Origin of the sequence: Klebsiella sp. C360 (assembly GCF_048822415.1) — a bacterium.
Classification (GTDB): Bacteria; Pseudomonadota; Gammaproteobacteria; order Enterobacterales; family Enterobacteriaceae; genus Klebsiella; species Klebsiella quasipneumoniae.
Window position 1 is genome coordinate 86,827 of the sequence record NZ_JBMEZZ010000005.1, and the last position, 19,187, is coordinate 106,013.

The 19,187-nt window shown below is 58.8% G+C and carries 19 protein-coding genes; 16 read left to right on the forward strand and 3 right to left on the reverse strand.

The features are described 5' to 3' along the window. Positions 1 to 13 precede the first annotated feature (13 nt). Positions 14 to 1,042 carry a 16S rRNA (guanine(1207)-N(2))-methyltransferase RsmC gene (gene rsmC, locus ACOI7D_RS15385; protein WP_023291885.1) on the reverse strand — a complete coding sequence of 343 codons (1,029 nt, stop codon included), beginning with the start codon at positions 1,040 to 1,042 and terminating at the stop codon, positions 14 to 16. Positions 1,043 to 1,144: 102 nt separating this feature from the next. On the opposite strand from rsmC, the gene ACOI7D_RS15390 reads away from it, so the two are divergent. The 13 genes from ACOI7D_RS15390 (at position 1,145) to deoD (ending at position 13,626) form a co-directional block, all read left to right on the forward strand. Then, entirely contained in the window at positions 1,145 to 1,558 is a 414-nt protein-coding gene (locus ACOI7D_RS15390; RefSeq protein WP_004886506.1) for a DNA polymerase III subunit psi, read from the forward strand. Beyond that, positions 1,527 to 1,973 (forward strand): ribosomal protein S18-alanine N-acetyltransferase, encoded by a 447-nt coding sequence (gene rimI / locus ACOI7D_RS15395; RefSeq protein ID WP_023291887.1) that lies wholly within the window; start codon positions 1,527 to 1,529, stop codon positions 1,971 to 1,973. The genes ACOI7D_RS15390 and rimI overlap by 32 nt, the downstream gene beginning before the upstream one ends. 14 nt (positions 1,974 to 1,987) lie before the next feature. After that, positions 1,988 to 2,665: a pyrimidine 5'-nucleotidase gene (gene yjjG, locus ACOI7D_RS15400; protein ID WP_023291888.1), complete on the forward strand. Its 678-nt coding sequence runs from the start codon at positions 1,988 to 1,990 to the stop codon at positions 2,663 to 2,665. A 90-nt stretch (positions 2,666 to 2,755) separates the two neighbouring features. Beyond that, complete coding sequence (prfC, locus tag ACOI7D_RS15405; RefSeq protein WP_002887711.1) at positions 2,756 to 4,345, forward strand: peptide chain release factor 3; 1,590 nt, start codon at positions 2,756 to 2,758, stop codon at positions 4,343 to 4,345. Positions 4,346 to 4,564: 219 nt separating this feature from the next. Continuing rightward, positions 4,565 to 5,185: a molecular chaperone OsmY gene (osmY, locus tag ACOI7D_RS15410; protein ID WP_032454796.1), complete on the forward strand. Its 621-nt coding sequence runs from the start codon at positions 4,565 to 4,567 to the stop codon at positions 5,183 to 5,185. Between the two features lie 129 nt (positions 5,186 to 5,314). Then, positions 5,315 to 5,476 (forward strand): DUF1328 domain-containing protein, encoded by a 162-nt coding sequence (locus ACOI7D_RS15415; protein WP_002887716.1) that lies wholly within the window; start codon positions 5,315 to 5,317, stop codon positions 5,474 to 5,476. A gap of 153 nt (positions 5,477 to 5,629) precedes the next feature. Beyond that, entirely contained in the window at positions 5,630 to 6,703 is a 1,074-nt protein-coding gene (locus tag ACOI7D_RS15420) for a patatin-like phospholipase family protein (RefSeq protein WP_023291890.1), read from the forward strand. After that, a complete protein-coding gene (locus ACOI7D_RS15425) occupies positions 6,700 to 7,494 on the forward strand; it encodes a metal-dependent hydrolase (protein WP_032452382.1) in 795 nt (264 codons plus the stop codon). Before ACOI7D_RS15420 ends, ACOI7D_RS15425 begins: the two co-directional genes overlap by 4 nt. Before the next feature lie 129 nt (positions 7,495 to 7,623). Then, the gene (locus ACOI7D_RS15430) at positions 7,624 to 8,901 is read left to right on the forward strand and encodes a NupC/NupG family nucleoside CNT transporter (RefSeq protein WP_023291892.1); all 1,278 of its coding nucleotides are present in this window, start codon (positions 7,624 to 7,626) and stop codon (positions 8,899 to 8,901) included. A 415-nt stretch (positions 8,902 to 9,316) separates the two neighbouring features. Beyond that, entirely contained in the window at positions 9,317 to 10,096 is a 780-nt protein-coding gene (gene deoC, locus ACOI7D_RS15435; RefSeq protein ID WP_032452384.1) for a deoxyribose-phosphate aldolase, read from the forward strand. Between the two features lie 109 nt (positions 10,097 to 10,205). Further along, positions 10,206 to 11,528 (forward strand): thymidine phosphorylase, encoded by a 1,323-nt coding sequence (gene deoA / locus ACOI7D_RS15440; RefSeq protein ID WP_032429093.1) that lies wholly within the window; start codon positions 10,206 to 10,208, stop codon positions 11,526 to 11,528. A 52-nt stretch (positions 11,529 to 11,580) separates the two neighbouring features. Continuing rightward, entirely contained in the window at positions 11,581 to 12,804 is a 1,224-nt protein-coding gene (gene deoB, locus ACOI7D_RS15445) for a phosphopentomutase (RefSeq protein ID WP_109546672.1), read from the forward strand. Positions 12,805 to 12,906: 102 nt separating this feature from the next. Beyond that, positions 12,907 to 13,626 carry a purine-nucleoside phosphorylase gene (gene deoD, locus ACOI7D_RS15450; protein WP_002887789.1) on the forward strand — a complete coding sequence of 240 codons (720 nt, stop codon included), beginning with the start codon at positions 12,907 to 12,909 and terminating at the stop codon, positions 13,624 to 13,626. 83 nt (positions 13,627 to 13,709) lie between these two features. Here deoD and lplA read toward each other — a convergent pair whose 3' ends face one another. Both lplA and ACOI7D_RS15460 read right to left on the reverse strand, forming a co-directional pair. After that, on the reverse strand, positions 13,710 to 14,726 hold the full coding sequence (gene lplA, locus ACOI7D_RS15455; RefSeq protein ID WP_032452385.1) for a lipoate--protein ligase LplA: 1,017 nt from the start codon (positions 14,724 to 14,726) through the stop codon (positions 13,710 to 13,712). After that, positions 14,726 to 15,373, reverse strand: coding sequence for a YtjB family periplasmic protein (locus ACOI7D_RS15460; protein WP_023291897.1), 648 nt, complete (start codon positions 15,371 to 15,373; stop codon positions 14,726 to 14,728). Before ACOI7D_RS15460 ends, lplA begins: the two co-directional genes overlap by 1 nt. 104 nt (positions 15,374 to 15,477) lie before the next feature. On the opposite strand from ACOI7D_RS15460, the gene serB reads away from it, so the two are divergent. From serB to nadR, 3 genes are read left to right on the forward strand one after another with little or no spacing between them, the layout of a single operon-like run. Then, complete coding sequence (serB, locus tag ACOI7D_RS15465; RefSeq protein ID WP_109546671.1) at positions 15,478 to 16,449, forward strand: phosphoserine phosphatase; 972 nt, start codon at positions 15,478 to 15,480, stop codon at positions 16,447 to 16,449. A gap of 9 nt (positions 16,450 to 16,458) precedes the next feature. Continuing rightward, positions 16,459 to 17,841, forward strand: coding sequence for a DNA repair protein RadA (radA, locus tag ACOI7D_RS15470; protein ID WP_023291899.1), 1,383 nt, complete (start codon positions 16,459 to 16,461; stop codon positions 17,839 to 17,841). Positions 17,842 to 17,862: 21 nt separating this feature from the next. Further along, entirely contained in the window at positions 17,863 to 19,095 is a 1,233-nt protein-coding gene (gene nadR, locus ACOI7D_RS15475; protein ID WP_004886547.1) for a multifunctional transcriptional regulator/nicotinamide-nucleotide adenylyltransferase/ribosylnicotinamide kinase NadR, read from the forward strand. The last annotated feature ends 92 nt before the right edge of the window (positions 19,096 to 19,187 follow it).

The following is a 19,187-nucleotide window of genomic DNA, read 5'->3' on the forward strand; positions in this document are numbered from 1 at the left end:
CGTGAGAAGGCGACTATTTTTTCGCCTGACGGGTCATGATGGTGCGATAGACCTTAAAACGTCCGGTCTGGGCGATCACCTCATGGAAGCCGAACGTCTCATCCAGCACCTGCGGATACGGCAGGAAGGCGTTGGCGACAATGCGCAGCTCGCCGCCGCTGTTCAGATGGCGAACCGCGCCGCGGATCAGCGCCTGGGCGGCTTCGAGGCTGGTCTGCAGCCCGTCATGGAATGGCGGGTTGGAGATGATCATGTCGAAGCGACCATTGACCTCGGAGAAGACGTTGCTGGCAAACACATCGCCAGCCAGGCCGTTGGCGGCAAGCGTCGCGCGGCTGGCTTCGACCGCAGGGGCGCTGACGTCGCACAGGGTCAGGCGCACTTTCGGCGAATGGCTGGCCAGCGCGGCGGCCAGCACGCCTGCGCCGCAGCCGACATCCAGCACTTTCCCTTTGGTATGCGGCTCGAGGGTGGAGAGCAGCAGCTGGCTGCCGACGTCCAGCCCGTCGCGGCTAAAGACGCCTGGCAGGGTTTTAATCGTCAGATTATCCAGTGTGTATTCGCCCCAGAAGGCATCGGCGTCGAAGGCGGGCTGCTTTTCCAGTCGGCCATGATAGAGGCCACAGCGGCGGGCGCTATCCACTTTGTTTAATGGCGCGTATTCAGCCAGCATCTGCTCCGCGCTGCGGACGCCGCTGCGGTTTTCACCGACGACGAAAATGTCGCTTCCCACCGGCAGCAGAGAGAGCAGGTTCATCAGCTGGAACTGTGCCTCTGGTTTATTCTTTGGCCAGTAGTAGATCAGGGTGTCGCATTCGGCGACGTCAGCGGCCTCAGCCACTAAGCTAAAACGGACGGTGTCTCCCATCTGGCGGTTGAGAACCTGCCAGTGGTGGAACTGTTGGGTGTGGGCGCGGCTGGCCGCGGTATCCAGACGCGCAGGCAGGTCATCCTGCAGGTCACCGGCAAACAGAACGCGGGCGGACTCGAAATCATCACTGTGGCGCAGCAAGACTTCACTTGCCGGGGTAAAAGCGGACATGAAACACTCCTTCATTAAGACTGGCGCCGATTATAGTAGTTTGTTGGCGCAGATACGACGGATTTGCTATATTGCGCGCTTGTTTAACAGGAGTGTTTCGCTATGACATCCCGACGAGACTGGCAACTACAGCAGCTGGGCATTACCCAGTGGTCGCTGCGCCGACCGGGGGCGTTGCAGGGCGAAATCGCTATCTCGCTTCCTGAACATATTCGTCTGGTGATGGTGGCGGAAACCCCGCCGTCGCTGACAGAGCCGCTGATTGGCGACGTATTGCGCGCGCTGGCCGTGACGCCAGATCAGGTCCTGCAGCTGACCCCGGAGCGGGTGGCGATGCTGCCGCAGGACAGCCGCTGCAACAGCTGGCGGTTGGGCACAGAGGCGTCGCTGCCGCTGGCGGGCGCCCAGGTGTCCACCCCCGCTTTTGATGAACTCCAGACCAGCGCGCCGGCTCGCAGGGCGCTCTGGCAACAAATCTGCGCACATGAACACGATTTCTACCCTCAGCACGGCTGATTTAACCCGAGCCTGGCAAATCGAAACCCGCGCCCACGCTTTCCCGTGGAGCGAACAGACCCTGGCCAGTAACCAGGGGGAACGCTATCGCAACTATCAGCTGTCGGTGGATGGCGAAATGGCGGCGTTCGCCATTACGCAAGTGGTGCTGGATGAGGCGACGTTGTTCAATATCGCGGTCGATCCCGCTTACCAGCGCCGTGGCCTGGGGCGAGCGCTGCTGGAACACGTCATTGACGAAGTCGAAAGGCTCGGCGTCGTCACGCTATGGCTGGAGGTGCGCGCCTCCAACGTTGCCGCTATCGCGCTGTATGAAAGCTTAGGCTTCAATGAGGCGACGATTCGCCGCAACTACTACCCGACGGCCGACGGGCGCGAAGACGCCATTATTATGGCTCTGCCAATCAGTATGTAAGACAAGGTGATACGATGAAATGGGACTGGATTTTCTTTGATGCCGATGAAACGCTGTTTACGTTTGATTCTTTCAGCGGCTTGCAGCGGATGTTTCTCGACTACAGCGTGACCTTTACCGCCGAAGATTTTCAGGACTATCAGGCCGTGAATAAGCCGCTATGGGTGGATTACCAGAACGGCGCCATCACCTCGCTGCAGCTGCAGCACCAGCGCTTTGACAGCTGGGCGGAACGTTTGAATGTGCCGCCGGGGGAACTCAACGACGCGTTTATGAATGCGATGGCGGAAATCTGTGCGCCGCTGCCGGGCGCGGTCTCTCTGCTCAACGCGCTGCAGGGCAAGGTCAAGATGGGCATCATCACCAACGGCTTCACCTCGCTGCAGCAGACTCGTCTGGAGCGGACCGGTTTACGCGATCACTTTGATTTGCTGATTATTTCTGAAGAAGTGGGCGTCGCCAAACCGGACGCGCGCATTTTCGATTACGCGCTGGCGCAGGCGGGTAACCCACCGCGCTCGCGGGTGCTAATGGTCGGCGATACCGCCGAGTCGGATATTCGCGGCGGCGTGAATGCCGGACTGGCGACCTGCTGGCTCAATGCGCATCAGCGCGAGCTGCCGGCGGACCTCGAGCCGGACTGGACGGTGACCTCATTAAGCGAACTGGAGCAGCTCCTGTGTAAACACTGATTGCCTCCCCCCCGTTGATGGGTAAAATAGCCGCAATTTTTCGTATTCCACATGCGTGGCTCATGGCCGCGTTTACTTAGAAGATTAATTATGACGTTGTCTCCTTATCTGCAAGAGGTGGCCAAACGCCGCACTTTTGCCATTATTTCTCACCCGGATGCCGGTAAGACCACCATCACCGAAAAGGTGCTGCTGTTCGGACAGGCGATTCAGACCGCCGGTACCGTAAAAGGTCGTGGCTCCAGCCAGCACGCGAAATCCGACTGGATGGAAATGGAAAAGCAGCGTGGTATCTCGATCACCACCTCGGTGATGCAGTTTCCCTATCATGACTGTCTGGTGAACCTGCTGGATACCCCGGGGCACGAAGACTTCTCGGAAGATACCTACCGTACCCTGACGGCGGTCGACTGCTGCCTGATGGTGATTGACGCGGCAAAAGGCGTCGAAGATCGGACCCGTAAGCTGATGGAAGTCACCCGCCTGCGCGATACGCCGATCCTCACCTTTATGAACAAACTCGACCGTGATATCCGCGATCCGATGGAGCTGCTGGATGAAGTGGAGAACGAGCTGAAAATCGGCTGCGCGCCGATTACCTGGCCTATCGGCTGCGGTAAGCTGTTCAAGGGCGTCTATCATCTCTACAAAGATGAAACCTACCTGTATCAGACCGGTAAAGGCCATACCATCCAGGAAGTGCGCATCGTGAAGGGGCTCAACAACCCGGATCTCGACGCGGCGGTGGGGGAAGATCTGGCGCAGCAGCTGCGCGACGAGCTGGAGCTGGTGCAGGGCGCGTCGAACGAGTTCGATAAAGATCTGTTCCTGGCCGGGGAAATCACCCCGGTGTTCTTCGGGACCGCGTTAGGTAACTTCGGCGTTGACCATATGCTGGATGGCCTGGTGGAGTGGGCGCCGGCGCCGATGCCGCGTAACACCGACACCCGTGAAGTCACCGCGACGGAAGAGAAGTTCACCGGCTTCGTGTTTAAAATTCAGGCCAATATGGACCCGAAACACCGCGACCGCGTGGCTTTCATGCGCGTGGTGTCAGGTAAATATGAGAAAGGCATGAAGCTGCGTCAGGTGCGCATCGGTAAAGACGTGGTGATCTCCGACGCGCTGACCTTTATGGCCGGCGACCGTTCGCACGTTGAAGAAGCCTATCCTGGGGATATCATCGGCCTGCATAACCACGGCACCATTCAGATTGGCGATACCTTCACCCAGGGCGAGATGATGAAGTTCACCGGTATTCCGAACTTCGCACCGGAACTGTTCCGTCGTATTCGCCTGAAGGATCCGCTGAAGCAGAAACAGCTGCTGAAAGGGCTGGTTCAGCTCTCTGAAGAGGGCGCGGTGCAGGTCTTCCGTCCGATCGCCAATAACGATCTGATCGTCGGCGCCGTGGGTGTGCTGCAGTTTGACGTCGTCGTGGCGCGCCTGAAAAGCGAATACAACGTGGAAGCGATTTACGAATCGGTCAACGTGGCCACCGCGCGCTGGGTTGAATCCACTGACGTGAAGAAATTCGAAGAGTTCAAACGTAAAAACGAAGTTCAGCTGGCGCTGGATGGCGGCGATAACCTGACCTACATCGCCCCGACGATGGTCAACCTGAACCTGACGCAGGAGCGTTATCCTGACGTGGTGTTCCGCAAAACGCGCGAGCACTAATCCCTGACGAAGCGCGGCGCAGGCCGCGCTTTTTTCTTCTTCCGCCCGCGCTTCCCTCCTTCTGGAAAGTTCTTAAAACGCCGCTAATTCGTCTGTTTTTTATCCATATCCTCCGCAACCCCTTCGCCTGTCTACTATATTTAATTCGTGTTTTTAAAAATGCTGGCGTAATTCACTGCGATAAGACGCCAGCGCTGGTGAAAAAACGAGGACATCACGATGACCAGACTAAAGAATGCCAATATGTTGCTGGCGCTCTTCTTAGGCTTAGCCGCGTTGAACGCCTCGGCAGAGACGGAAAAAACAACGGTAGACAGTGCGAAGTCTGCTGCCAGCAATGCGGGAGAGGCGGTAGACAATTCGATTAATAAAGTCGGCGATTTTATGGACGACAGCACCATTACCGCACGGGTAAAGGCGGCGCTGATCGACCATAAAGATATTAACTCCGGCGATATTTCGGTGAAAACGGAAAACAAAGTGGTCACCCTCAGCGGCGACGTCACCAGTGCTGAACAGAAAAGTCAGGCGCTGAGCGTGGCAAAAGCGGTCGAAGGCGTCTCTCAGGTCAACGACAAGCTGACGGTGAAGCACAAATCGTCGAGTGAGACGGCGACGCTGAAAGGCTATGCCGGGGACACCGCTATTACCAGCGAAGTGAAGGCTAAGCTGCTGGCGGATGACATTGTCCCTTCGCGCAATGTGAAAGTCGAAACTAACGCCGGCGCAGTGCATCTGACCGGCACGGTGGCTTCCGCGGCGCAGGCTGAACGCGCCGCAGAGATTGCGAAAGCGGTTTCCGGTGTGAAAAGCGTCCGCAATGATCTTAGCGTGAAGTAAATCGAGTTATTAACAAAAGTGTTGTCTGGCCAAGGTTGCCGAACGAATAGCAGCACCCACTGAGCGATGAGCTTTCCAGAAAGGGTGCGCAAACCGCTGTTCACCGTCCATTATGGTAAGGAGAAAAGTATGTTTCGATGGGGAATTATTTTTCTGGTCATTGCATTAATTGCTGCGGCCCTGGGCTTTGGTGGTCTGGCGGGTACTGCCGCTGGCGCCGCGAAAATCGTCTTTGTCGTCGGGATTATCCTGTTCCTGGTGAGCCTGTTTACAGGACGCAGACGTCCGTAGAGGGACAACAATCCGGGCGATGCTGAAGCCTGAGCGTTTTTACTGACACGTCGTCTTACACAAAGCCAGTCCTGCGGACTGGCTTTCGCGGTTTAAGCGATGGGCAAATTGCGTTACCTTGTCAGGAGAAGACTAATCGAACAGGAAAGCAGGGTGGGGCAACGCATTCCCGTTACGCTGGGCAATATCGCCCCGCTGGCGGTTAAACCCTTCCGACCAGGCAAGCTGGCGCTGGTGTGTGAAGGCGGGGGACAGCGAGGGATTTTCACCGCCGGGGTTCTGGACGAATTCATGCGCGCCGGATTTAACCCCTTTGACCTGATGCTGGGGACCTCCGCGGGGGCGCAAAACCTCTCCGCTTACATGTGTAATCAGCAAGGCTATGCCCGCAAAGTCATCACACGCTACACCACCTCACGCCAGTTTTTCGATCCGATGCGCTTTGTGCGCGGCGGCAACCTTATCGATCTCGACTGGCTGGTGGAGGCCACCTCGCAGCAGATGCCGCTGGCCATGAACTATGCCGAAACGCAGTTCGCGCTGGGCAAAGAGCTGTGGATGTGCGCCTGTCGCGGCGACGATTACTCCGCCAGCTATTTTTCACCGACGCCGCAAACCTGGCTGGATCTGATCCGCGCCTCCAGCGCCATCCCCGGGTTTTACCGCAGCGGCGTGTTACTTGACGGCGTTAGCTACCTTGACGGCGGCGTCAGCGATGCGATCCCGGTACAGGAGGCGGCCCGCCGCGGCGCTCAGACCATCGTGGTGATCCGCACTGTCCCTTCGCAGATGTTTTACACCCCGGAGTGGTTTAAGCGGATGGAGCGCTGGCTGGGGGAGAGCAGCCTGCAGCCGCTGGTCAATCTGGTGCATCATCACGAAACCACCTATCGCGCCATCCAGCAGTTCATCGAAAAACCGCCCGGCAAACTGCGGATCTTCGAAATCTATCCCCAGCGGCCGCTGCGCAGCATGGCGCTTGGCAGCCGACTGCCGGCGCTGCTGGAGGACTACAAAACCGGACGCCAGTGCGGCCGTTATTTCCTGGCCACCGTGGGTAAACTGCTGGCCGACCGGCCGCCGCTGTTGCGCCACGCGCCGCGTATCGCCCGGCCTGCGCCGGTGGTGGTGCCGCCGGTGCCGGTGGCCAATGAAGCGCCGCAGGCGACCATCATCGCTGCGCCGCAGGCCAATGACGCAAGCTTTAATCATGAGGATCTGGCGTGACGCACCGTTTTATCGATACCCACTGCCACTTCGATTTTCCCCCCTTCGCGGAAGATGAGGTCGCCAGCCTGGCGCGTGCGGCGCAGGCCGGCGTCGGGCGAATTATCGTTCCGGCCATCTCCGCTGAGCGTTTTAGCCGCGTGCTGGCGCTGGCGGCGCAGCACGAGGCGCTGTATGCCGCGCTGGGCCTGCATCCGATTGTCATCGAGCAGCACACCGATGAGGGGCTGGCGCAACTGGAGGCGTCGCTGGCGCAGCGCCCGCCAAAACTGGTGGCGGTGGGGGAGATTGGTCTCGATCTCTATCGCGACGAGCCGCAGTTCGATCGTCAGCAGGCGCTGCTGGAAGCGCAGCTGCGTCTGGCGAAGCGTTACGATCTGCCGGTGATCCTCCATTCCCGACGCACCCACGATAAGCTGGCGATGCTGCTGAAAAAACATGCCCTGCCGCGTACCGGGGTGGTACATGGCTTCGCCGGCAGCCTGCAGCAGGCCGAGCGTTTCGTACAGCTTGGCTATAAGATCGGCGTTGGCGGCACCATTACCTATCCCCGCGCCAGTAAAACCCGCGAGGTGATGGCGCGTCTGCCGCTTTCAGCCCTGCTGCTGGAGACCGATGCCCCGGATATGCCGCTCAATGGCTTCCAGGGACAGCCCAATCGCCCGGAGCAAGCTGCGCGGGTATTTGACGCCCTGTGCGAACTGCGGTCGGAGCCGCCGGCAGCCATAGCCGAAGGGATAATGCGCAACACGCTCGCCTTGTTTTCCCTGCCCTCAGCCACTGTATGGTGATCGAATTCTCATAATTGTTCATCCATATCATTGATTTGCGTAAAATGTGTGAAGCCTGGCAGGCAGGATAGTTTCATGCCGATATAATCACGCCGTTAGTGCTGGACTATCAAAACACAGGGAATCTGTATGCAAATCCTCATGGGACTTATCGGCATGGTGGCGCTGTTGGCCATTGCTGTGCTGCTCTCCAATAATCGAAAAGCCATTAACCTGCGTACTGTGCTCGGCGCCTGGATAATCCAGGTGGGTATCGGCGCGTTGATATTGTATGTACCGGCCGGGCGCTCGGCGCTGTTAGCGATGTCGAACGGCGTCGCCCGCGTAATTGCCTATGGCAATGAAGGGATCGGTTTCATCTTCGGCGGGCTGGTCTCCGATAAAATGTTCGAGGTGTTTGGCGGCGGCGGCTTTGTCTTTGCCCTGCGCGTGCTGCCGGTGATCGTCTTCTTCTCGTCGCTGATTGCCGTGCTTTATTACCTGGGCATTATGCAGCTGGTCATTCGCATTCTCGGCGGCGCGCTGCGGGCGGTACTGAAGACCTCGCGTACCGAATCGCTGTCGGCCACGGCGAACATCTTCGTTGGTCAGACCGAAGCGCCGCTGGTGGTGCGTCCTTATATCGCCACTATGACCCGCTCGGAGCTGTTTGCGGTCATGTGCGGCGGCCTGGCCTCGGTGGCAGGTTCCGTGCTGGCGGGCTATGCGCAGATGGGCGTTCCGCTGGAGTACCTGATTGCCGCGTCGTTTATGGCGGCGCCGGGTGGATTGCTGTTTGCCAAAATTATCGTACCGGAAACGGAAACGCCGGACGATAACCCGGCTCATGACCGCCAGAGCGCTGACGCGGATAAACCGGCCAACGTGCTGGACGCCGCCGCCTCCGGCGCCGCGTCTGGTATGCAGCTGGCGCTCAATGTCGGCGCGATGCTGCTGGCGTTTATCGCGCTGATCGCCCTGCTGAACGGCATTCTGTCCGGCGTCGGCGGCTGGTTTAACCATCCGGAGCTGTCGCTGCAGATGATCCTCGGCTGGGTCTTCTCACCGCTGGCGTGGGTGATCGGCGTGCCGTGGCACGAAGCGACGGTCGCGGGGTCGTTTATCGGCCAGAAGCTGATCATTAACGAGTTCGTGGCCTATATGAACTTTGGCGAGTATCTGAAGGCGGACGCCGAGGTGGCGGCGGCCGGGCTGCAGGTTATTTCAGATCACACTAAAGCCATTATCTCTTTCGCGCTGTGCGGATTCGCTAACCTGTCATCGATCGCCATCCTGATTGGCGGCCTCGGGGGGATGGCGCCCAACCGGCGTCAGGATATCGCCCAGCTTGGGCTGCGTGCGGTGGCGGCGGGGACGCTGTCTAACCTGATGAGCGCCACCATCGCCGGGGTTTTCCTCGCCCTCTAAGCCTGTTCCCTCAACCAGCGGCCGTCGCGTCGCTGGTTTTATTGAATTTGTGAAAATCCCATCATTTCTGTCTTTTGGAAAAATAGCTTATATTTCAAAACATAATAATTTCATCACCGGCTGGGTGGGCAAAATGTGCGCCACGGTGTCGAGAGTCTCTGTCATTATGTGTTAGAATTATCACATTCTCATTGGGTGCGGAGTTTCGATTATGCTTAAGAGGGGCGTGAGGATAATTGCCGCGGTATGCGCTGATATTTTGTGATTAAAGTCACATTACAGTAATGCAAATTAGTAAGTAGTTTTCATTAACTGTGATGAATGTCGAAGTGTAGCGGCGAGTGAATGTTACAATAGTAACAGACTCGCAAGGTGAACAAACTATTGAACCGGCACTGCGCCGGCGGAGTATGAAATGACTGATTTAAAAGCAAGCAGCCTGCGCGCGTTAAAACTGATGGACCTGACCACCCTGAACGACGACGACACCAATGAGAAGGTGATTGCCCTGTGTCATCAGGCGAAAACCCCGGTGGGTAACACCGCGGCGGTCTGCATCTATCCGCGCTTCATCCCGATTGCCCGTAAAACGCTGAACGAGCAGGGAACGCCGGAGATCCGCATCGCTACGGTCACCAACTTCCCGCACGGTAATGACGATATCGACATTGCGCTGGCGGAAACCCGCGCGGCGATCGCTTACGGCGCCGATGAAGTGGACGTGGTGTTCCCGTACCGCGCGCTGATTGCCGGTAACGAACAGGTCGGCTTCGAGCTGGTGAAAGCCTGTAAAGAGGCCTGCGCGGCGGCCAACGTGCTGCTGAAAGTGATCATCGAAACCGGTGAGCTGAAAGAAGAAGCGCTGATCCGTAAAGCGTCTGAAATCTCTATCAAAGCCGGGGCCGATTTCATCAAAACCTCGACCGGTAAAGTGCCGGTGAATGCTACGCCGGAAAGCGCGCGCATCATGATGGAAGTCATCCGCGATATGGGCGTTGAGAAAACCGTTGGCTTCAAACCGGCGGGCGGCGTGCGCAGCGCGGAAGATGCGCAGCAGTTCCTGGCGATCGCCGATGAGCTGTTTGGCGCCGACTGGGCCGATGCCCGTCACTACCGCTTTGGTGCCTCCAGCCTGCTGGCCAGCCTGTTGAAAGCCCTGGGTCACGGCGACGGCAAGAGCGCCAGCAGCTACTGATTGTCAGACATTGCCGGATGACGCTTCGCTTATCCGGCCTACAGGATCGTAGGGCGGGTAAGCGTAGCGCCACCCGCCACCATTCACCCGATTCCTCATGGGGGTTACCGTGTTTCTCGCACAAGAAATTATTCGTAAAAAACGTGATGGTCAGGCATTAAGCGATGAAGAGATCCGCTTTTTCATCAACGGCATCCGCGACAATACTATCTCAGAAGGGCAGATCGCCGCGCTGGCGATGACCATCTTCTTCCACGATATGTCTATGCCGGAGCGCGTTTCGCTGACCATGGCGATGCGGGATTCCGGTACCGTTCTGGACTGGAAAAGCCTCAACCTTAACGGCCCGATCGTCGATAAACACTCCACCGGCGGCGTCGGGGATGTCACTTCGCTGATGCTGGGGCCGATGGTGGCCGCCTGCGGCGGTTATGTGCCGATGATTTCCGGCCGCGGACTCGGCCATACCGGCGGTACCCTGGATAAACTGGAAGCGATCCCGGGCTTCGATATCTTCCCGGACGACAACCGCTTCCGCGAGATTATTAAAGATGTCGGCGTGGCGATTATCGGGCAGACCAGCTCCCTCGCTCCGGCGGACAAACGTTTCTATGCCACCCGCGATATTACCGCGACGGTGGACTCCATTCCGCTGATCACCGCCTCGATCCTTGCCAAGAAGCTGGCGGAAGGGCTGGATGCGCTGGTGATGGACGTCAAAGTCGGCAGCGGCGCGTTTATGCCGACTTATGAACTTTCCGCCGCGCTGGCGGAAGCGATCGTCGGGGTCGCCAACGGCGCCGGCGTGCGCACCACCGCGCTGCTGACCGATATGAACCAGGTGCTGGCCTCCAGCGCCGGGAACGCCGTTGAAGTTCGCGAAGCGGTCCAGTTCCTGACCGGCGAATACCGCAACCCGCGTCTGTTCGACGTGACGATGGCGCTGTGTGTGGAGATGCTGATTTCCGGCAAGCTGGCGGCGGACGATGCCGACGCGCGCGCGAAGCTGCAGGCGGTACTGGATAACGGTAAAGCGGCGGAAGTCTTTGGCCGTATGGTCGCGGCGCAGAAAGGACCGAGCGACTTTGTCGAGAATTATGATCATTATCTGCCGACGGCGATGCTGAGCAAAGCAGTCTATGCTGATACCGAAGGTTTTGTCAGCGCGATGGATACACGCGCGCTGGGTATGGCAGTGGTTTCTATGGGCGGCGGCCGCCGTCAGGCATCAGACACCATTGACTATAGCGTTGGCTTTACCGAGATGGCGCGTCTGGGTGACCGCGTGGACGGACAGCGTCCGCTGGCGGTGATCCATGCCAAAGACGAGAACAGCTGGCAGGAGGCCGCGAAAGCGGTCAAAGCGGCCATTAAACTGGACGATAAAGCTCCGGAAATTACACCGACAGTCTATCGCCGTATCACCGAATAGCGATATACTGATCTGATCGCTTTTTTGCAGCGCAAGATGTATGGAGAACAAGATGAAACGTGCATTTATCATGGTGCTGGACTCCTTTGGGATTGGCGCAACGGAAGACGCAGACCGCTTTGGCGACGTCGGCGCCGATACCCTGGGCCACATTGCGGAAGCCTGCGCCAAAGGCGAGGCTGACCACGGCCGCAAAGGCCCGCTGAATTTACCGAACCTGACCCGTCTGGGGCTGGTGAAAGCGCATGAAGGCTCTACCGGTAAAATTGCCGCCGGAATGGATGGCAATGCTGAAGTGATTGGCGCCTGGGCCTGGGCGCATGAACTCTCTTCTGGTAAAGATACGCCGTCCGGCCACTGGGAAATCGCCGGCGTGCCGGTGCTGTTTGACTGGGGCTACTTCAGCGATCATGAAAACAGCTTCCCGCAGGAGCTGCTGGATAAGCTGGTGAAACGCGCCAACCTGCCGGGCTACCTCGGCAACTGCCACTCTTCCGGGACGGTGATCCTCGATCAGCTCGGCGAAGAGCATATGAAAACCGGGAAACCGATTTTCTATACCTCCGCTGACTCCGTGTTCCAGATCGCCTGTCACGAAGAGACCTTTGGCCTCGACAAGCTGTATGAGCTGTGCGAAATCGCCCGTGAAGAGCTGACCGAAGGCGGCTACAACATTGGCCGCGTCATCGCTCGTCCGTTTATCGGCGATAAAGCCGGTAACTTCCAGCGTACCGGCAACCGTCACGATCTGGCGGTCGAACCGCCGGCGCCGACCGTGCTGCAGAAGCTGGTTGACGAGAAGAACGGCCACGTGGTGTCTGTCGGTAAGATAGCGGACATCTACGCAAACTGCGGCATCACCAAAAAAGTGAAAGCCACCGGGCTGGACGCGCTGTTTGACGCGACCATCAAAGAGATGAAGGAAGCCGGCGACGAGACTATCGTCTTCACCAACTTCGTCGACTTTGACTCCTCCTGGGGTCACCGTCGCGATGTCGCCGGCTACGCGGCGGGTCTGGAACTGTTCGACCGCCGTCTGCCGGAGCTGATGGAGCTGGTAGGGGAAGACGACATCCTGATCCTCACCGCCGACCACGGCTGCGACCCGGCCTGGACCGGTACCGACCACACCCGCGAGCATATTCCGGTGCTGGTGTACGGCCCGAAAGTGAAACCAGGATCGTTAGGCCACCGCGAAACTTTCGCGGACATCGGCCAGACGCTGGCGACATACTTTGGTACCTCGCCAATGGCGTACGGTAAAAACATGCTGTGATGCAATTGCCCGGTGGCGCTCAGCGATCCGGGCCTACGGTTTTGTCGGCCGGGTCAGGCGTGCCGCCGCCCGGCAAAAACAACAATGTAAAAGGAACTGAAGATGGCAACTCCTCACATTAACGCAGAAATGGGCGATTTCGCTGACGTAGTCTTGATGCCGGGCGACCCGCTGCGCGCCAAGCACATTGCAGAAACCTTTCTCGAAGACGTGCGTGAAGTGAACAACGTGCGCGGCATGCTGGGCTTCACCGGCACCTATAAAGGCCGCAAAATCTCCGTCATGGGCCACGGGATGGGTATTCCGTCCTGCTCTATCTACACCAAAGAGCTGATCACCGATTTCGGCGTCAAGAAAATCATCCGCGTCGGCTCCTGCGGCGCGGTGCGCGAAGACGTCAAACTGCGCGACGTGGTGATCGGTATGGGCGCCTGCACCGACTCCAAAGTGAACCGTCTGCGTTTTAAAGACCACGACTTCGCGGCGATTGCCGATTTCGGCATGGTGCGTAACGCGGTAGACGCGGCGAAAGCGCTGGGCGTTGACGCGCGCGTCGGCAACATCTTCTCTGCAGACCTGTTCTATACCCCGGACCCGTCCATGTTCGACGTGATGGAAAAATACGGCATCCTGGGCGTGGAAATGGAAGCGGCGGGTATCTACGGCGTGGCGGCGGAATTCGGGGCGAAAGCGCTGACCATCTGCACCGTGTCTGACCATATTCGTACCCACGAGCAGACCACTGCCGCGGAGCGTCAGACCACGTTCAACGACATGATTAAAATCGCGCTGGAATCCGTGCTGCTGGGCGATAAAGAGTAAACGCTGTTGTGCCGGGCGGCGGCTTCGCCTGACCCGGCCTGCGGTTTTCCAGGCCCGCTAAGCGCTACGCCAGCGGGCTTTTTTTAGCGTACCGCGCCGGCAATCCACACCGACAGCGCTTTGAGTTCCGCTTCCTGCTCCGGGAAGTCCTCCATCAGCGCCTCACACTGCTGCTGCAAAACCTCAGCCCGATACTGACAGCCGATTAAGCGTTCCGCCAGCGCCTCCAGCGGCGCCGGATTCAGGCTATCGGTAAAGGCCTGCGCGCGGGTGATATGGCCCTTCTCAACGTCAAAATGCAGCTCGACGCCGCCCCAGGGGAAGCGCTCGTCCAGCAGGTGGGAAAAGGCAGGCGCCTGGCCGAAGTTCCACTCCCAGCTGCTCTGGCGTGCGAAAGTGTCGGCAAAGTTCGGCAGGTCCGGCGTGTTGTCCGGGGAGATCACCTCGGCGTCTACCCGTTCGCCGTAATGGCTGAAGAACGCCTCCTGGATCGCCTCGCAAACTTGCTGATGGGTAATGCCCGGCAGCAGCTCAACCAGGTTCGCCACCCGCCCGCGCACCGAGGTAATGCCTTTAGCCTGCAGCTTTTTCTGGTCCGGGTTGAGGTAGTTGGCGAGACGGCTTAGATCGGCGTTGAGCAGCAGGGTGCCGTGGTGAAAACCGCGGTCCATGGTTTCACGATAGGCGGAGCCGGAGACTTTGCGGTCGCCGCTGTCGGTTTTGACCACCAGATCGTTGCGCCCGGAGGCGTCGGCGGTTACGCCCAGTGAATTGAGCGCCGCCAGCACAATAGCGGTGGAGACGGTTTTGTCGTACTCCGGTTTGCCTGCCATAAAGGTAAAGCAGGTATTGCCGAGGTCGTGGAACACCGCGCCGCCGCCGCTGCTGCGACGGGCCAGCCGCACATGATCTTCCTCCATGCGGCGGGTATTACACTCCTTCCACGGGTTCTGCGCGCGGCCGATGACCACGGTATCGGCATTGCGCCACAGGAACAGCACCCGCTGGGTGGCGGGCATCTGGCGGAAAATGCACTCCTCGACCGCCAGGTTGAACCACGGATCGTAAGAGTCAGAAAGCAGGAGGCGCAGTGTGGACATTATAGATTTCCTTTCTTTTCATCGTCTTCATCCTCAACCGGCTTGTTGGCGGTGAGCAGGAAGGGCGATTGCTGCCAGCGGGTGCGTTTGCCCTGCAGCAGCGTGCGGGTCAGTACCACGCCGATGGCCAGGGACAGCAACAGCATCAGGCGTAAGATATTGGTGGTATTATCTACCTGCTTCGCCTCGGTCGCCAGCGTATGGGTATCGAGGGTCAGACGCAGGTAGCCCAACGGACCGTTTTTTCCCGGTACCGGCTCGACAATCTGCTGGTTGAAGTAGCCGCCGGCTTTCTTACCATCCAGCGCCAGCCGGTCGCGAACCTCGACGCTTTCGCCAGAGCGCGCCACCAGGTCGCCCTGGTCGTCATATACCCCGGCGTCCAGTACGCGGCTGTTGTGGGTGAGCTGCGTCAACAGCTGATTGATGCGCTTTTCGTCCGGCGTCTCGCTGCGCATCAGCGGCGCGAGATTCAGCACCACCTGCTGCGCCAGCGTGCGGGCCAGCTCTTCCAGCTGCGGATTGCGTTGTTTCTGACTGTTCTGACTGAACCACGAGGCGCCCTGCATCAGCGCGACGAGTAGGGCGAGACAGATAAGGACAATGACCGCACGATGCAGCCGGAATTTCAGTTTTGCGCGAACCATATTCCACCTTTGAAAATTTGCAGCTTAATGTTGCCAGAAGCGCTGGTTACAAGGTAGCCTCATGCGTTATTTTCCTCGCCTGAATGAAGAGATGTGGAGCCGTAATGCCTAACAGTTTGACCTGGTGCGACCTGCCTGAAGACGTTTCCCTGTGGCCTGGGTTGCCGCTTTCCCTGAGCGGTGACGAGGTCATGCCGCTGGATTATCACGCCGGGCGCAGCGGCTGGCTGCTGTACGGGCGTGGGCTGGATAAACGCCGTCTGACGGACTGGCAGCGTGAGCTGGGCGCCGCGTTAGTGATCGTCGCCTCCTGGGTGGTCGAGGATTACCAGGTGATCCGCCTGGCCGGTTCGCTGACCTCCCGTGCGACGCGGCTGGCGCATGAGGCGGGGCTGGACGTCGCGCCATTGGGTAAAATCCCTCATCTGCGCACCCCGGGACTGCTGGTGATGGATATGGACTCCACGGCGATCCAGATCGAATGCATCGATGAGATCGCGAAACTGGCCGGCACCGGCGAGCTGGTGTCGGAAGTGACCGAGCGGGCGATGCGCGGGGAGCTGGACTTCACCGCCAGCCTGCGCCAGCGCGTGGCGACGCTGAAAGACGCTGATGCCAGCATTCTGCTGCAGGTTCGCGACGCGCTGCCGCTGATGCCGGGCCTGGCGCAGCTGGTGCTCAAGCTGGAAACGCTGGGCTGGAAGGTGGCGATCGCCTCCGGCGGCTTCACCTTCTTCGCCGAGTATCTGCGCGATAAGCTGCATCTCGACGCGGTGTTCGCCAACGAACTGGAGATCCGCGACGGCAAGCTCACCGGCAACGTGCTCGGCGATATCGTCGATGCCAAATACAAAGCCAATACGCTGCGCAAGCTGGCGGAAAAGTATGCGATCCCAACGGCGCAGACCGTGGCCATCGGCGATGGCGCCAACGACCTGCCGATGATTAAGGCTGCCGGGCTTGGCATCGCGTATCATGCTAAGCCTAAAGTGAATGAACAGGCGGAAGTGACTATCCGCCACGCTGACCTGATGGGGGTATTCTGTATTCTCTCGGGCAGCATGAACCAAAAGTAAGAGGTAAACGTGGCGAAAGCTCCAAAACGCGCATTTGTCTGTAATGAATGTGGTGCGGATTACCCGCGCTGGCAGGGGCAGTGCAGCGCCTGCCATGCCTGGAATACCATCACCGAGATGCGCATCGCCGCGTCGCCGCAGGTGGCGAGAAACGAGCGTTTGTCAGGCTACGCCGGTCACGCCGGCGTCTCGAAGGTGCAGAAGCTGTCAGACATCAGCCTGGAAGCGCTGCCGCGTTTCTCCACCGGTTTTAAAGAGTTCGACCGCGTACTCGGCGGCGGCGTGGTGCCGGGCAGCGCGATCCTGATTGGCGGTAACCCCGGCGCGGGGAAATCGACGCTGCTGCTGCAGACGTTGTGCAAGCTGGCGGAAGGGATGAAAACCCTGTACGTCACCGGGGAGGAGTCCCTTCAGCAGGTGGCGATGCGCGCCCATCGCCTTGGGCTGCCGACGGCGAACCTGAACATGCTGTCGGAAACCAGCATTGAGCAGATCTGTCAGATTGCCGAGGAAGAAAAACCGCAGCTGATGGTGATCGACTCTATCCAGGTGATGCATATGGCCGACGTTCAGTCGTCGCCGGGCAGCGTCGCCCAGGTACGTGAAACGGCGGCCTACCTGACGCGCTTTGCCAAAACACGCGGCGTGGCGATCGTCATGGTCGGCCACGTCACCAAAGACGGTTCGCTGGCCGGCCCGAAGGTGCTGGAGCACTGTATTGACTGCTCGGTGCTGCTGGACGGCGATGCCGACTCCCGCTTCCGCACTCTGCGCAGCCACAAAAACCGCTTTGGCGCGGTGAACGAGCTGGGCGTCTTCGCCATGACCGAGCAGGGGCTGCGCGAAGTGAGCAACCCATCCGCTATCTTCCTCAGCCGGGGAGATGAAATCACCTCCGGCAGCTCGGTGATGGTGGTCTGGGAAGGGACCCGCCCGCTGCTGGTGGAGATCCAGGCGCTGGTGGATCACTCGATGATGTCCAACCCGCGCCGCGTGGCGGTGGGGCTGGAACAGAACCGTCTGGCGATCCTGCTGGCGGTGCTGCATCGCCACGGCGGCCTGCAGATGGCCGATCAGGACGTTTTCGTCAACGTGGTCGGTGGGGTGAAGGTCACGGAAACCAGCGCCGATCTGGCGCTGCTGCTGGCGATGGTCTCCAGCTTGCGCGATCGCCCGCTGCCGCAGGACCTGGTGGTCTTTGGCGAAGTGGGGTTGGCTGGCGAAATTCGCCCGGTGCCGAGCGGACAGGAGCGTATCTCCGAAGCGGCGAAGCATGGCTTCCGCCGCGCCATCGTCCCGGCGGCCAATGTGCCGAAAAAAGTGCCGGAAGGCATGCAAATCTTTGGTGTGAAAAAGCTTTCAGACGCGCTAAGCGTTTTTGACGACTTATAATAAGTTAAAAGGAGATTAGCGATGTCGTCATTTGACTATTTAAAAAGCGCCATAAAGCAGAAAGGCTGTACCCTGCAGCAGGTGGCGGAAGCCAGCGGGATGACCAAAGGGTATCTCAGCCAACTGTTGAATGCCAAAATCAAAAGCCCGAGCGCGCAGAAGCTAGAAGCGCTGCATCGTTTCCTCGGGCTGGAGTTTCCCCGCCGACAGAAAAGCGTCGGCGTGGTGTTTGGTAAATTTTACCCGCTGCATACCGGGCACATCTATTTGATTCAACGCGCCTGTAGCCAGGTCGATGAGCTGCATATCATCATGGGCTATGACGACACTCGCGACCGCGAGCTGTTTGAAGAGAGCGCCATGTCGCAGCAGCCGACGGTGCCTGACCGCCTGCGCTGGCTGCTACAAACTTTTAAATATCAGAAGAATATTCGCATCCACGCCTTCAATGAAGAGGGGATGGAACCCTATCCGCACGGCTGGGATGTGTGGAGTCATGGGATCCGCGCTTTTATGAGCGAAAAAGGGATCGAGCCGAACCGGATCTATACCTCGGAAGAGGCCGATGCGCCGCAGTACCTTGAGCATCTGGGGATCGAGACGGTGCTTATCGATCCTAAGCGGACCTTTATGAATATTAGCGGCGGCCAGATCCGCGAGAACCCGTTCCGTTACTGGGAATATATTCCGACGGAAGTGAAACCGTTCTTTGTGCGGACTGTGGCGATCCTCGGCGGCGAGTCGAGCGGGAAATCAACGCTGGTTAATAAGCTCGCCAATATCTTCAATACCACCAGCGCCTGGGAATATGGCCGGGATTATGTCTTTTCGCATCTCGGCGGCGATGAGATGGCACTCCAGTATTCGGATTACGATAAAATAGCCCTCGGGCATGCCCAGTATATTGATTTCGCAGTGAAATATGCCAACAAGGTGGCGTTTATCGATACCGACTTCGTCAGCACTCAGGCGTTCTGCCTGAAGTACGAGGGGCGAGAGCACCCGTTCGTGCAGGCGCTGATTGATGAATACCGCTTCGATCTGGTGATCCTGCTGGAGAACAATACCCCGTGGGTGGCCGATGGGTTACGCAGCCTTGGGAGTTCGGTGGATCGTAAAGAGTTTCAGTCGCTGCTGGTGTCGCTGCTGAAAGAGAATGAGATCGAGTTCGTCCATGTTAAGGAGTCGGACTACGATACGCGCTTCCTGCGCTGCGTCGAGCTGGTGAAGCAGCTGATGGGGGAGCAGGGGTAGATCCTCTGCGGGCTGATGCCCTCACCCCGGCCCTCTCCCGGTGGGAGAGGGAGCAAACATTAAAAAAGGCAACTTGCGTTGCCTTTTTGCAT

Coding starts and splice junctions, on each gene's coding strand:
- deoD (WP_002887789.1), top strand. CDS start 12,907: ATGGCAACTCCTCACATTAACGCAGAAATGGGCGATTTCGCTGACGTA.
- osmY (WP_032454796.1), top strand. CDS start 4,565: ATGACCAGACTAAAGAATGCCAATATGTTGCTGGCGCTCTTCTTAGGC.
- serB (WP_109546671.1), top strand. CDS start 15,478: ATGCCTAACAGTTTGACCTGGTGCGACCTGCCTGAAGACGTTTCCCTG.
- prfC (WP_002887711.1), top strand. CDS start 2,756: ATGACGTTGTCTCCTTATCTGCAAGAGGTGGCCAAACGCCGCACTTTT.
- yjjG (WP_023291888.1), top strand. CDS start 1,988: ATGAAATGGGACTGGATTTTCTTTGATGCCGATGAAACGCTGTTTACG.
- deoC (WP_032452384.1), top strand. CDS start 9,317: ATGACTGATTTAAAAGCAAGCAGCCTGCGCGCGTTAAAACTGATGGAC.
- lplA (WP_032452385.1), bottom strand. CDS start 14,726: ATGTCCACACTGCGCCTCCTGCTTTCTGACTCTTACGATCCGTGGTTC.
- ACOI7D_RS15460 (WP_023291897.1), bottom strand. CDS start 15,373: ATGGTTCGCGCAAAACTGAAATTCCGGCTGCATCGTGCGGTCATTGTC.
- deoB (WP_109546672.1), top strand. CDS start 11,581: ATGAAACGTGCATTTATCATGGTGCTGGACTCCTTTGGGATTGGCGCA.
- ACOI7D_RS15415 (WP_002887716.1), top strand. CDS start 5,315: ATGTTTCGATGGGGAATTATTTTTCTGGTCATTGCATTAATTGCTGCG.
- nadR (WP_004886547.1), top strand. CDS start 17,863: ATGTCGTCATTTGACTATTTAAAAAGCGCCATAAAGCAGAAAGGCTGT.
- ACOI7D_RS15390 (WP_004886506.1), top strand. CDS start 1,145: ATGACATCCCGACGAGACTGGCAACTACAGCAGCTGGGCATTACCCAG.
- ACOI7D_RS15430 (WP_023291892.1), top strand. CDS start 7,624: ATGCAAATCCTCATGGGACTTATCGGCATGGTGGCGCTGTTGGCCATT.
- rsmC (WP_023291885.1), bottom strand. CDS start 1,042: ATGTCCGCTTTTACCCCGGCAAGTGAAGTCTTGCTGCGCCACAGTGAT.
- rimI (WP_023291887.1), top strand. CDS start 1,527: ATGAACACGATTTCTACCCTCAGCACGGCTGATTTAACCCGAGCCTGG.